14 protein-coding genes are annotated in these 12879 nt (G+C 27.4%); 4 read left to right on the forward strand and 10 right to left on the reverse strand.

Annotated elements, in window-relative coordinates; translation table 11 throughout:
• Nucleotides 1-28 precede the first annotated feature (28 nt).
• A complete protein-coding gene (gene holA, locus R3X25_RS12525; RefSeq protein WP_317675260.1) occupies nucleotides 29-1033 on the reverse strand; it encodes a DNA polymerase III subunit delta in 1005 nt (334 codons plus the stop codon).
• 29 nt (nucleotides 1034-1062) lie between these two features.
• On the opposite strand from holA, the gene R3X25_RS12530 reads away from it, so the two are divergent.
• Both R3X25_RS12530 and R3X25_RS12535 read left to right on the forward strand, forming a co-directional pair.
• The gene (locus R3X25_RS12530) at nucleotides 1063-1515 is read left to right on the forward strand and encodes a type I restriction enzyme HsdR N-terminal domain-containing protein (protein ID WP_317675261.1); all 453 of its coding nucleotides are present in this window, start codon (nucleotides 1063-1065) and stop codon (nucleotides 1513-1515) included.
• A gap of 56 nt (nucleotides 1516-1571) precedes the next feature.
• A complete protein-coding gene (locus tag R3X25_RS12535; RefSeq protein ID WP_317675406.1) occupies nucleotides 1572-2570 on the forward strand; it encodes a glycosyltransferase family 2 protein in 999 nt (332 codons plus the stop codon).
• On the opposite strand, the gene R3X25_RS12540 is transcribed toward R3X25_RS12535, so the two are convergent.
• The 8 genes from R3X25_RS12540 to nusB all read right to left on the reverse strand — a co-directional run bounded on the left by R3X25_RS12540 (nucleotide 2565) and on the right by nusB (nucleotide 9121).
• Nucleotides 2565-3185: an L-threonylcarbamoyladenylate synthase gene (locus R3X25_RS12540; RefSeq protein WP_317675262.1), complete on the reverse strand. Its 621-nt coding sequence runs from the start codon at nucleotides 3183-3185 to the stop codon at nucleotides 2565-2567. The two genes, R3X25_RS12535 and R3X25_RS12540, sit on opposite strands and share 6 nt — an antisense overlap.
• A 182-nt stretch (nucleotides 3186-3367) precedes the next feature.
• Complete coding sequence (locus R3X25_RS12545; RefSeq protein ID WP_317675263.1) at nucleotides 3368-4066, reverse strand: response regulator transcription factor; 699 nt, start codon at nucleotides 4064-4066, stop codon at nucleotides 3368-3370.
• Nucleotides 4067-4077: 11 nt separating this feature from the next.
• Nucleotides 4078-5643 carry a HAMP domain-containing sensor histidine kinase gene (locus R3X25_RS12550; protein WP_317675264.1) on the reverse strand — a complete coding sequence of 522 codons (1566 nt, stop codon included), beginning with the start codon at nucleotides 5641-5643 and terminating at the stop codon, nucleotides 4078-4080.
• Nucleotides 5644-5735: 92 nt separating this feature from the next.
• Nucleotides 5736-6323, reverse strand: a complete 588-nt coding sequence (gene coaE / locus R3X25_RS12555) for a dephospho-CoA kinase (protein ID WP_317675265.1) — start codon at nucleotides 6321-6323, stop codon at nucleotides 5736-5738.
• The gene (locus R3X25_RS12560; RefSeq protein ID WP_317675266.1) at nucleotides 6320-7294 is read right to left on the reverse strand and encodes a CdaR family protein; all 975 of its coding nucleotides are present in this window, start codon (nucleotides 7292-7294) and stop codon (nucleotides 6320-6322) included. Before R3X25_RS12560 ends, coaE begins: the two co-directional genes overlap by 4 nt.
• Nucleotides 7295-7368: 74 nt before the next feature.
• On the reverse strand, nucleotides 7369-7689 hold the full coding sequence (gene yajC, locus R3X25_RS12565) for a preprotein translocase subunit YajC (RefSeq protein WP_317675267.1): 321 nt from the start codon (nucleotides 7687-7689) through the stop codon (nucleotides 7369-7371).
• Between the two features lie 18 nt (nucleotides 7690-7707).
• Nucleotides 7708-8154: a DUF1573 domain-containing protein gene (locus R3X25_RS12570; protein WP_317675268.1), complete on the reverse strand. Its 447-nt coding sequence runs from the start codon at nucleotides 8152-8154 to the stop codon at nucleotides 7708-7710.
• A 28-nt stretch (nucleotides 8155-8182) separates the two neighbouring features.
• Nucleotides 8183-9121, reverse strand: coding sequence for a transcription antitermination factor NusB (gene nusB / locus R3X25_RS12575; RefSeq protein ID WP_317675269.1), 939 nt, complete (start codon nucleotides 9119-9121; stop codon nucleotides 8183-8185).
• A 286-nt stretch (nucleotides 9122-9407) separates the two neighbouring features.
• On the opposite strand from nusB, the gene R3X25_RS12580 reads away from it, so the two are divergent.
• Together R3X25_RS12580 and R3X25_RS12585 are read left to right on the forward strand one after the other, a co-directional pair.
• On the forward strand, nucleotides 9408-11162 hold the full coding sequence (locus R3X25_RS12580) for an ABC transporter ATP-binding protein (RefSeq protein WP_317675270.1): 1755 nt from the start codon (nucleotides 9408-9410) through the stop codon (nucleotides 11160-11162).
• A gap of 77 nt (nucleotides 11163-11239) precedes the next feature.
• Nucleotides 11240-11608: a PUR family DNA/RNA-binding protein gene (locus R3X25_RS12585; RefSeq protein ID WP_317675271.1), complete on the forward strand. Its 369-nt coding sequence runs from the start codon at nucleotides 11240-11242 to the stop codon at nucleotides 11606-11608.
• A gap of 72 nt (nucleotides 11609-11680) precedes the next feature.
• Here R3X25_RS12585 and sucC read toward each other — a convergent pair whose 3' ends face one another.
• Nucleotides 11681-12874, reverse strand: a complete 1194-nt coding sequence (gene sucC, locus R3X25_RS12590) for an ADP-forming succinate--CoA ligase subunit beta (protein ID WP_317675272.1) — start codon at nucleotides 12872-12874, stop codon at nucleotides 11681-11683.
• Nucleotides 12875-12879 lie beyond the last annotated feature (5 nt).

The raw sequence follows: 12879 nt of genomic DNA on the forward strand, positions 1-12879 counted from the left end.
AGTTTTCTGAAATTTAATAAATTATTATTTAATGAATAATTTTAAAAAGTAATTCTTTTAAAATATCTCCTGCTGGTAATGCATTTGCTCCTACTCCTTTGCTTTTAACATCAGCATCACGTAAAAACCCAATAACTTGTGATACTTTTCGCATAGGATAATTTTTTGCAGCAATTGAATAATCTGTTACAAAAAACGGATTAACACCTAAAGCTTTGGCTACGCTATTTTTGGATTTATCATTTAAACTGTGATAAATAAGTAGCTGTGTAAAAAAACTATTTAACAAAGAAATAGTCATAACTATTGGATTCGATTTTTGATTTTGTCCAAAATAGTTAATTATTTTATTTGCTTTTAGTACGTTTTTTTCACCAATAGCTTTACGCAATTCAAAATTATTATAATCTTTACTAATCCCTATATTTTGCTCAATAGATTGTGGAGTAATGGTAGCTCCTGCCTTTAAAATTGACATTAATTTATCCAGCTCGTTACTTATTCTACTTAAATCAGTGCCTAAAAATTCAACCAACATTAAAGCTGCTTTACTTTCAATTTGGTATTTTTTCCCAGCAACTACTCTTCTAATCCAATCAGCTACTTGGTTTTCATACAATTTTTTACTTTCGTATACCAAACCAACTTTATTAATAGCTTTATAAACTGCTTTACGTTTATCTAGTTTTTTGTATTTGTAACAAATAACTAAAACTGTAGAAGGTTGTAGGTTTTCGGCATACGCCTGAAGTTTGTCTATGCTTCGAACTAAATCTTGAGCTTCTTTGACAATAACAACTTGCCTTTCGGCCATCATTGGAAATCGTTTTGCAGTATCTATAATTTGTTCAACGGTAACATCTCTACCGTACATTACCATTTGGTTAAAACCTTTTTCCTCTTCTTGCAATACATTATCTTCAATATAATCTGATATTTTATCAATATAATAAGGCTCCTCACCCATTAAAAAATAAATAGGTTTTATAGTACCTTTATTTATATCAGAAACAATTCTTGCTACGTCACTCATTACTCAAAAAAAATTAGCATTTTTGTGATATGCAAGCGTTAAATTTACCTACATATCCGTTTAAAATCAAAAGTAACGAAAATAAACTTTTCATTTTTGATATTGTACGAAAAAAATATGTGGTACTAACTCCAGAAGAATGGGTTCGACAACATTTTTTACATTATTTAATTTATGAAAAAGAATATCCATTAAGTTTAATTGCTGTTGAAAAAAAATTAACCATTAATAATTTAACAAAACGAACCGATATTTTAATTTTCAACACGCTTGGTAATCCTGAAATAATTGTGGAGTGTAAAGCACCAAAAGTTCCAATATCACAACACACTTTTGACCAAATAGCTCGCTACAATCTAAAATTAAACGCTGCAATTTTAGTAGTTACCAATGGTTTAGACCATTATTATTGCACTTTGGATTTTGAAAATGAGTCGTATCAATTTCTAAAAGAAATTCCTGTTTTTAAAAAACAACATTAAGAAAACTTTTTAACTTACAACTTTCCAACCTTATAACTTTAACTTAAGTTTGCATGGTGAAAATAGCCTTGGTCATATTAAACTGGAATGGTGAAAAATTATTAGAAAAATTTTTACCTTTTATTGTTGCACACAGCTCTATTCCAAATGTTTCAATTTGGGTAGCTGACAATGCTTCTACAGATAATTCCATTAATTTTTTAAAAGATAATTATCCCGAAATAAATATTGTTCAAAATAAATCTAATGGTGGTTATGCTAAAGGCTATAATGAAGCTTTACAACATATAAATGCTGATGTTTACGGATTAATTAATTCTGATATTGAAGTTTCTAAAAATTGGTTAAAACCTATTATTTCAACTTTTAAAAACGAAAAAGAAACAGCTATAATTCAGCCAAAAATTTTAGATTATAAAAACAAATCTAAATTTGAATATGCTGGTGCAGCAGGTGGTTTTGTTGACAAATTTGGATACCCATATTGTAGAGGACGTATTTTTAATGAACTTGAAACCGACCATAATCAGTTTAACGATGTTACTGATATTTTTTGGGCTTCTGGAGCTTGTTTATTTATTAAGAGTGATGTTTTTCACCAATTAAATGGTTTTGATGAAGATTATTTTGCACATCAAGAAGAAATTGATTTATGCTGGAGAGCTCAAAATCGAAATTATTCTATAAAATATGTTGGAACTTCAACAGTTTACCACGTTGGCGGAGCTACTTTGCAAGAATCAAATCCTAGAAAAACATTTTTAAATTTTAGAAATAGTTTAAACAGTTTAATTAAAAATGTTCCTACTTCAAAAGTGTTTTTTATTGTTTTAGTTAGATTAATTTTAGATGGAATAGCTGGAATAAAATTTTTAGCTGAATTGAGACCTATACACACTTGGGCAATAGTAAAAGCACATTTTAGCTTTTATTATTATTTGCCAAAAACATTAAAAAAACGAAAAGCAATCCAAAAAAAAGAAAGCTACTTTAGCTTAAATAGCATTGTTTGGGAACATTTTATTAAAAGAAAAAATAAGTTTTCAGAATTATAAATCATCAATTGCTCCTAAACCTTCTCTTAAAATAACAACCTCACCTTCAGTTAAATCTATAACTGTTGAAGGAATATTACTTCCAAAACCACCATCAATAACAACATCAACACGGTTTTGCCATTTTTCAAAAATTAGTTCTGGATCTGTTGTGTATTCAATCAAATCATCTTCATCGTAAATAGAAGTTGAAACTATTGGGTTTCCTAACCTTTTTACTAATTCTCGGATAATAATATTATTAGGTACACGAATACCAATTGTTTTTTTTCCTTTAAAGGCTTTTGGTAAATTGTTATTACTAGGCAATACAAATGTATATGGACCAGGTAACGATTTTTTTAAAATTTTATAGGTTGGAGTGTCAATCTGTTTTACATAATCAGAGAGGTTACTTAAATCGTAACAAATAAATGAAAAATTAGCCTTTTGAAGTTTAACTCCTTTAATTTGAGCTACTTTTTCCATTGCTTTTGTATTAGTTATATCGCAACCTAATCCATAAACAGTATCTGTTGGGTAAATAATTAAACCTCCTTTTTTTAATATAGCCACTATTTTATCCAATTGCTTTTCGCTAGGATTTTCATCATATATTTTTATAAGTTGACTCATATTTTTAATATTTTCTAAACATTAAATTTACTATGAAAAATTCATTCTTCAAAACAAAATAATAGATGGTTTAGATATTAGTATTCTTTTAAAAAAAATTGTGTTTCTAAAATAAGGTTTTAAATAAAAAAAGTGCCACTATAAAGTGGCACTTTTTTTATTTACTATGTTTATTGTGGGTGTTAACTTTTATCAATTAATCTAAATCCTTCACCATGAATGTTTAGAATTTCTACATTTTCATCACTTTTTAAATACTTACGTAATTTTGCAATGTAAACATCCATACTTCTAGATGTAAAATAATTATCGTCTCTCCAAATTTTTGTTAATGCCATTTCTCTTGGCATTAAATCATTTTTATAAACTGCAAGCATTTTTAGTAGCTTACTTTCTTTTGGTGACAATTTCTGAATTTCCCCTCCATTAAATGATAAATGACGAAGTTTAGAGTTAAAATCAAAAGCTCCAATTTTAAATTCAAAAGTATCTTCTTCTTCACTTTTTTCAGTTTCTTTACGCTGTAGAATTGCTTTAATTTTATACAACAATACTTCAGAGTCAAAAGGTTTATTTAAATAATCATCAGCTCCAACTTGATATCCTCTTAAAACATCTTCTTTCATTGTTTTAGCTGTTAAAAATATAATAGGTATTTCAGCATTAGTAGCTCTAATATCTTCTGCTAACGAAAAACCATCTTTTCTAGGCATCATTACATCTAAAATGCATAAATCAAAATCATCGTTTTTAAACATTATTAAGCCTTCTAATCCATCTTTAGCATGAGTTACATTATAATCATTTAACATTAAATAATCTTTTAAAACTGTTCCAAAATTTGGATCGTCTTCTACCAATAAAATTCTTTTGTTCTCCATTTTTCTATTTTTTAAATCAGTGGTATTTTAATAGTAAAAGTACTTCCTACACCTTTCTCACTTTCTACTGAAATATACCCTTGATGAATTTCTATTATTTTTTTCACATACGAAAGACCTAAACCGTGACCTTTTACATTGTGAACATTTCCTTTTTCTTCTCTATAAAACTTTTTAAATATCAATTTTTGAGCTTGTTTGCTCATTCCAATTCCTTGATCTTGAATTTTCAAGATAATATTTTTTGCTGTATTTTCTGTATAAATATCAATTTTTGGTTCTTCAACAGAATACTTAATTGCGTTTTCTAATAAATTTGCAATTATGTTTGTAAAGTGAAATTGACTACCTAAAAACTCTGTTAATTTAGCATTAAAATGTGTGTCAATAGTTCCGTTTCTATCATTAATTAATAAACCAACATGCATAATTGCATCTTCTATTAATTCGTGTATATCAACTTTTTCTTTACTTATATCTAATTGATTTTTTTCTAATTTTGAAATTCGTAATACATTTTCAACCTGCCCATGCATTCGTTTATTTTCATCACGAATCATTTTTACATAACGAAATACTTTCTCTTTATCATCAATAATTTTTGGGTTTTTAATAGCATCTAAAGCCAAATTTATGGTAGCAATAGGTGTTTTAAACTCATGTGTCATATTATTAATAAAGTCTGTTTTTATTTCAGAAATTTGTTTTTGCTTTATTAATTGATATAAAGCTACAACAAAAGCTGCAATAATAATAAGAATAAATAGACCTGATAAGCTTAATAGTGTAGCCATAGAGTCTATAATAAAATTCTTTTTTTCAGGGAAAGTAACAAATAATTGAAAATTACTATTACCGTTATCATCAGCAAAAATAGGAACCATATAACTTTTTCCTGCTTCTTTTCTAAAGTATCCAGATTTAACTGGTGTTGCTAATCCGTTGCTATAAATTCCATATTTAAAATTGGTATTTATACCTCTACTTTTTAATTCATTTTCTAATCGAGACGTAATTTCTCTATTACTTACTCTTTTATGAATTGGAATTCTTGAAGTAATTGCTGTATATGCTTTTTGAATATTTGCTTTTTCAGCTGCATTAAACCTACCAACTTTTTCAATCCGTTCTTCTGGATTTGTTTCGTTTAAGTTATCTAAAAATAAATTTTTTGTAATTACAAACTCTTCTTTTGTAAATATTTCTTTAAAGTCTATAGAATCATTTTCAAAGAACTCTGTTGGTACTTTATAGTTAGCTTCTATTATACTTTGAGAATAGGTAAATCGCTCGTTTGTAGCGGTATCAATTCTTTCAAATATATATTTTCTAACATCTGAATATTCTAAACTTTTTCCTTCTTCTTTGTATCTTTCTGCAATATCATTATAGAATTCTTCGAATTCTCTATGTTTTATATCATCAGATACTTTTGCTAAAGAAAATTTTACATTTGATGTGAATTGTTTTTCAGTTATTTCGATGGTGTTTTTTATCCAAAAATATTGAACTGAAATTATTCCTATCAACGCAATACTCATTAAAACTATAATGAGTATGAATATCCGTTTTCCCATTATTCAAAATTAGAATTTTAACATTAAATAGAGCTGTTTTTAACGTAGATTAACAATATTTATATTTTTTTAACAGATTATTAAGAGATTTATCAATCTTTGTTTAATTTTAAAAGTAACTCAAAAACTGTATTAACTTGCTCTTGTGTTGCTATTAAGTTATTATTTTCAATAACAAAATCTGATTTACTAACTCGTTCAGCATCACTAATTTGATTGTTTATTCTAGCTTGTATTTGCTCTTTAGAAATGCGGTCTCTTTTTTGAATTCTTTTAATTCTTTCCTCTAAATCAGCTGTTATTGTGATTACATAATTACATATTTTATCACTTCCGCTTTCAAACAAAATTGCAGCTTCATAAATAATTATTTCTTTTTCTTTTCCTTTTGAAAAATTATTGAAATATGCTCTTACTTTTGGATGTACTAAGGCGTTTAATTTATTAAGTTTTTCTTTATTATTAAACACTTTTTCTGCAATGTAAGCCCTATTTAATTCACCATTTTTATAAGCTTCATCTCCAAAAACTTGCTTTATATTTAAAACTAACTCTTCATCAGAATTCATTATTTTTTTAGCTTCAATATCTGCTATAAATGATTGAGCTCCTAATTTTTGAAACATTTTAAGTACTGTACTTTTTCCGCTTCCAATTCCACCTGTTAAACCAACTATCATTTTTTCTTTTGAATTAAAAATTCTATTTGTTCTGGTACAATTTTTAACGTAGAAATATACTCACTTCTATGTTGTACAATTGGACTTAATTTAGTGATTAAAGTATCGTTTTTATATTGATTAAAATCAAAAACTATTTCTAAATTTTCTTTTGAAATTTTATTGAAGTTAGCTAAACCTGCTATATAATAAACTTCAATTTCTTTTGGAAAAGGTTTTACTAGTATATTATCTGGTTGATTTATTATTGCTACTGGAATTTTAAATTTCCCTTCAGTAAACTTATCTACTTTAGAAATTATTTTTACTTTATTTACAGTAGCTTTTACATTTGTTTGTTTTGCAGGAAGTTGAAGTTTTAATTCCGTATTTACATTTTCAGAAACCTCTTTTATAGCTTTAACCTCTGTAGCAATTTCTTGAATAGAATCTATATATTTTTGTGGACCTTTTATTAAAACTGAATCTGGTTTAACCTGATAACTATTTATTAAATTATAGCCCATTTTAAATTCTAAATCTAACAATACGTTTACGGGTACTTTTTTAGATATGTTTGCTCCAAGATCAATATAAATAGTGTCTTCTTGTACTTTTATTACTTCAACATTACTAGATAATTGTTTTGTTATAAATGCCTTTTGATTGTTAGTTAAAATATAATATCCTTTTTTATTTTTACTTAAGTTAGCAAGGCTCAAATTTATATCTCTATTTAAAGTTTTGTATTTAAGCAAAGAAAATCCTGGAGCTTTTAATTGAATATCTACAATACTTATAGGTTTGTTTTGTAACAATAAATTTTCTGGAATATTTTTATATTTCACATTAAATTTAGCTTCGCTAGTGTATGTTTTAGACAATTCAACTAATAGCCATATAATTGCTGTTAACACTAAAAAAAATAGAAAAACTTTAAGTTTTCTATTTTTTAATAATGTGTTGCTCGCACTTTGTATATTACTCCTCATTATTTAATTATAAAACTTAAATATACAAAAAAAGTGAGCTTTTGGCTCACTTTTAATATCAATAAAAATTATTGTTATTTTTTAGCTATTGGAGTAGCGTATTTTTTACTCAAATCCATTGAAATAGCACTTCTCTCGAATTTTATTTTTCCAGCACCAGTTTCAATAATTACAGTGTTATCGCTATCAACAATATCTACAATTTTACCGTGAATTCCGCTTGTTGTAACTATTTTATTTCCTTTAGCTAATTCGCTTTGAAATTTCTTTTCGTTTTTGGCTTTTTTCATTTGTGGGCGAATCATAAATAAATAAATCACCACAAACATTAGTAAAAATGGTAACATTTGTGTTAAATCCATTCCTCCCATTTGTAAAACTATTGTATTATACATATTTTCTATTTTTAACTATTAACTCTTTTTTTCTACCATTCCCGAAATACGTAGTGTTTCAGTAACCTTACCTGTATTTGTTTTTAAGGTAATTGATTTTGTTTGCTTTCCTGATCTTCCTCTTGAATTAAATGTAAATTTTAACTCACTAGACTCTCCTGGTTTAATTGCTTCTTTAGGCCATTCTGGAACTGTACAACCACAAGTAGCTCTTGCACTTACAATTACTAAATCAGCTTTTCCTGTGTTTTTAAGTTTAAAAACACCATCAATAATTTCTCCTTCTGTAATAGTGCCAAAATCGTAATTTGTTTGATCAAATTCTATTTTAGCGCTTCCTAAAGCTATTTTTGCATCTCTTTGTTTAGCTACTTCAATATTTTCTGTTTTAATTTTTGACGATGCATTGTCTTTACATCCAATAGTTGCAATTGCTATAACAGCTAGAAATAATACTTTTTTCATTTTTTAAAATTTTAGTAAAAATATAAATTTATAATAATCCTCTACCTATTTTATTAATCCTTTTTGAAGATTCATACTCTTTAAGCAGTTTATCTAAAACACCATTTATAAAAAAGCTACTTTTTGAAGTTGAATAATCTTTTGATATTTCAATAAACTCGTTAATGGTAACTCTTGAAGGAATTGAAGGAAACTTCAAAAACTCACATATTGCCATTTTAATAAGTATCATATCTATTTCGGCAATACGTTCAGTATCCCAATTTGGTGTTTTATCTTCAATATCTTTTTCAAACTCCGTGTGGTTTAAAACTGTTTTTCTAAATAAATCTAACACATATTTTTTGTCATCTTCATCTTTATATAGCTTTCCTAAAATAAAAGTCTCACCTAATTTAAGCTTATTGATAGTTTTTAAAACCCATGTATTTACAAAAGGAATATCGTCTACCCAACTTAAAGTTTGACCTTCAAAATAATCTGCTAATTTATCACTTGGCGCAATAATAGTTTTAAAAACAGAAGCTATAAACTCTTTATCTTCTTGAAATGAAGATTGTTCAGATTGCATATATTTTTCATACGCATCACTTAACTTAATTTGTTTCCAAATATCTTTTACGTAATCCACATCTAAATACCAACAATTCAATTTGTGATCTTCAATATAACTACTTAATGAAACACTTTCAAAAAGCAGTTTAAGAACAGCATTATTAACAAATTTGGTATTTGGGCTTAATTCTTCTTTAGTAGCAAGAATTTTCTTTTTAGACAACTCTAAATGATTTTTTTCTAGTGTTCTAACTTCAACTAATAATTGAAGTAAAATTGCGTACAAATCATACATTTTATCTATACTTCCGTATAAAAACTTTTCTTCTTTTACTAGATTATCACTTTTAGATTGAAGCATTGCATAAACACTCTGCATTACCTTAACTCTAATATGTCTTCTATTTATCATTTAAAGAACTTTTGTTAATTATTAATTTTAACTGCGCAAAAATAGTATATTTTTTTTAGAATCTACACAACAAAAATGAAATTTACTGTTAGTTAAATGTATCTTAAAATAATATCATTTACCATAATATTAATGTATATTCGTGCGGTTAAATTACTACACCAAATTGTTTTTATGAAACATCAAAAACCATGGTTATATCTTGTTTACCCGCCAAAAGGCACGGTAAATAAATAATTGTATTTGATGTTACATGTAACCTTTAAAAAACAATAAATATAAATACATGAAAGCATTACGCTACTTAAATAAATACTTTATAAAATATAAATACCGATTATTAATTGGTATTTTAATTACAATATGCTCTAAAATACTTGCCTTACAAGTTCCACAATTAATTAGAGAAACTATTAACAATGCCGAAGATTATAGCAAAGATATTGTAACAGATGTTGATTTAGTTAAAGAAGAACTTTTAAACAATATTCTATTAATAATTGGTGTAGCCTTACTTTCAGGTTTTTTCACTTTTTTAATGAGGCAAACTATTATTGTAATGTCTAGATTAATTGAATTTGATTTAAAAAATGAAATTTACCAACAATACCAACGTCTTTCATTAAACTTCTATAAAAAAAATCAAACAGGAGATTTAATGAACCGTATTAGTGAAGATGTTAGTAAAGTACGTATGTATTTTGGACCAGCAGTAATGTACACAACAAACATGCTTATTCTGTTTATTGTTGCCATTATCAAAATGTATGATATTGATCCTACATTAACAATCTACACATTACTTCCACTTCCTATTTTATCAATTTCTATCTATATTTTAAGTAGAATAATAAACAAACGAAGCACTATTGTACAACAATATTTATCAAAATTAACTGCAAACGCACAAGAAACATTTTCAGGAATTAGTATTTTAAAATCTTACGGAATAGAATACCAATCTATTACAGAATTTGAAGAACTTACAAATACCACAAAAGAAAAAAACATAGATTTATTTAAAGCTCAAGCATTATTTTTTCCTTTAATGATTTTATTAATTGGAATTAGCAACGTATTGGTAATTTATATTGGTGGTCTACGTTATATAGAAGGTTCTATAAGTTTAGGTGTAATTGCAGAATTTATTATGTATGTAAATATGTTAACATGGCCCGTTGCTGTTGTTGGTTGGGTTACTTCTATAATTCAACAAGCTGAAGCTTCACAAACTAGAATTAATGAGTTTTTGAAACATAAACCTGAAATTCAAAATAACATAACAACACACTCCAAAATAAACGGAACCATTGCCTTTAATAATGTTTCATTTACTTATGACGATACAAATATTACTGCCCTTAAAAATGTAAGTTTCGAATTAAAACAAGGAGAAACTTTAGGTATTTTAGGAAATACAGGATCTGGAAAATCTACTATCATTAACCTTATTGCACGCTTGTACGATGTTAAAAGTGGTGAAGTAACTATTGACCATAATAATATTGAAAATTTAAATTTAGATGATGTAAGGCAAAGTATTGGCTTTGTTCCTCAAGAAGCATTTCTGTTTTCAGATACCATAAAAAACAACATTAAATTTGGCGACCAAAACGCGTCAGATGCTAAAATTGAACAAGCTGCAAAAGATGCATACATTCACCATAATATTATAAATTTTAATGAAGGCTACAATACCTATGTTGGAGAAAGAGGTACAACTTTATCTGGTGGACAAAAACAAAGAATTTCTATTGCCAGAGCAATTATTAAAGATCCAAAAATACTAATTTTTGACGATTGCCTATCTGCCGTAGACACTGAAACTGAAGAAGTTATACTTAACAACCTGTATAAAATTAGTAAAAACAAAACTACACTAATTATAAGTCATAGAGTGTCTTCAGTAAAAAATGCAGATAAGATTATTGTATTGGAAAATGGCGAAATTATACAACAAGGAACTCACAATGAATTAGTTAATAAACAAGGCTATTATAAAGAACTTTTTGAACAACAACTTTTAGAAAAAGAACTCTAAAAAAATGTGCGTACTTAAATTATTTTTATAGCTTTGTGTAAATCTAATTTAAAGATGAATAAAATAGAACGTTAATTATGAATGACAAAGAACATTTAGAACAAGAAGAGATATTCTCTCAAGTTCTTAGAGCAGGAAGAAGAACTTACTTTTTTGACGTAAGAGCAACAAAAGCTGATGACTATTACTTAACTGTAACAGAAAGTAAAAAATTCACTCACGACGATGGATCATTCCATTACAAAAAACACAAAATCTATTTGTATAAAGAAGATTTTGCTGAATTCAACGAAATGTTAAAAGCAGCAACAGACTTTATTTTAACTGAAAAAGGCGAGGAAGTAATTTCTGAACGTCACCAAAAAGATTTCAAAAGACCATCAGAGCAAGAAAATGTTTCTACATCTACTGAAAACTTTACAGATGTTAGTTTTGAAGATATTTAAAATCTGACTATGAAAACAAAAAAAAACCGAGCAATGCTCGGTTTTTTTTTGTTTATTATACTTTTAATATATTTAAGCCAATACCGCTTGTACTTTATCTGCCGCCTCTTTAAATTCAGTAGCGGAAATAACATCTAAACCACTAGCATCAATTAATTGTTTTGCTTCAACAGCATTTGTACCTTGTAAACGAACAATAATTGGAATTTTAATAGCATCTCCCATATTTTTATAAGCATCAATAACACCTTGCGCTACTCTATCACAACGTACAATTCCACCAAAAATATTTACTAAAATAGCTTTTACATTATCATCTTTTAAAATAATTCTAAAAGCAGTTTCAACACGTTTTGCATCTGCAGTACCACCAACATCTAAAAAGTTTGCAGGTTCACCACCAGATTGTTTAATTAAATCCATAGTACTCATTGCTAAACCAGCACCGTTAACCATACAACCAACATTCCCATCTAAATCAACATAATTTAAACCTGCAGCATTTGCTTCAACTTCAATTTCATTTTCTTCACGTAAATCTCTTAATTCTGCTAAATCTTTATGGCGGAACAAAGCATTATCATCTATAGTTACTTTAGAATCAACAGCTAAAATTTTATCATCTGAAGTTTTTAAAACTGGATTTATTTCAAATAATGAAGAATCTGATTTTACAAAAGCAGTATATAAACTAGAAACAAATTTTATCATTTCTTTTAAAGCTCCACCTGACAAACCTAAATTAAAAGCAATTTTACGCGCCTGAAAAGCTTGTAAACCAATTAAAGGGTCTATTTCTTCAGTAAAAATTAAATGAGGTGTTTCTTCAGCAACTGTTTCAATATCCATACCACCTTCAGTAGAGTACATAATCATATTCTTACCAGTAGCTCTATTCAAAAGCACAGACATATAATATTCTTCAGGTTCGTTATCGCCAGGATAATAAACATCTTCAGCAATTAATACTTGATGTACTTTTTTACCTTCAGCTGATGTTTGAGGTGTTTTCAACATCATTCCAATAATGTTTTCTGAAATTGTTTCAACTTCAGCCAAGCTTTTAGCCAATTTTACGCCTCCGCCTTTTCCTCGACCACCTGCGTGAATTTGTGCTTTAACTACCCACCAGCCAGTGCCGGTTTCTGTAGCCAATTGTTTAGCGGCTTCTACTGCTTTTTTATGATTATCAGCAACAATACCTCGTTGAATTCTTACTCCAAAACTGTTAAGTAATTCTTTTCCTTGATATTCGTGTAAATTCATTAGAG

Origin of the sequence: Lutibacter sp. TH_r2, assembly GCF_033101135.1 — a bacterium.
Lineage (GTDB): Bacteria > Bacteroidota > Bacteroidia > Flavobacteriales > Flavobacteriaceae > Lutibacter.

Coding starts and splice junctions, on each gene's coding strand:
- nusB (WP_317675269.1), bottom strand. CDS start 9,121: ATGATAAATAGAAGACATATTAGAGTTAAGGTAATGCAGAGTGTTTAT.
- R3X25_RS12570 (WP_317675268.1), bottom strand. CDS start 8,154: ATGAAAAAAGTATTATTTCTAGCTGTTATAGCAATTGCAACTATTGGA.
- R3X25_RS12585 (WP_317675271.1), top strand. CDS start 11,240: ATGAATGACAAAGAACATTTAGAACAAGAAGAGATATTCTCTCAAGTT.
- yajC (WP_317675267.1), bottom strand. CDS start 7,689: ATGTATAATACAATAGTTTTACAAATGGGAGGAATGGATTTAACACAA.
- coaE (WP_317675265.1), bottom strand. CDS start 6,323: ATGATAGTTGGTTTAACAGGTGGAATTGGAAGCGGAAAAAGTACAGTA.
- R3X25_RS12580 (WP_317675270.1), top strand. CDS start 9,408: ATGAAAGCATTACGCTACTTAAATAAATACTTTATAAAATATAAATAC.
- sucC (WP_317675272.1), bottom strand. CDS start 12,874: ATGAATTTACACGAATATCAAGGAAAAGAATTACTTAACAGTTTTGGA.
- R3X25_RS12530 (WP_317675261.1), top strand. CDS start 1,063: ATGCAAGCGTTAAATTTACCTACATATCCGTTTAAAATCAAAAGTAAC.
- R3X25_RS12550 (WP_317675264.1), bottom strand. CDS start 5,643: ATGGGAAAACGGATATTCATACTCATTATAGTTTTAATGAGTATTGCG.
- R3X25_RS12545 (WP_317675263.1), bottom strand. CDS start 4,066: ATGGAGAACAAAAGAATTTTATTGGTAGAAGACGATCCAAATTTTGGA.
- R3X25_RS12540 (WP_317675262.1), bottom strand. CDS start 3,185: ATGAGTCAACTTATAAAAATATATGATGAAAATCCTAGCGAAAAGCAA.
- R3X25_RS12560 (WP_317675266.1), bottom strand. CDS start 7,294: ATGAGGAGTAATATACAAAGTGCGAGCAACACATTATTAAAAAATAGA.
- holA (WP_317675260.1), bottom strand. CDS start 1,033: ATGAGTGACGTAGCAAGAATTGTTTCTGATATAAATAAAGGTACTATA.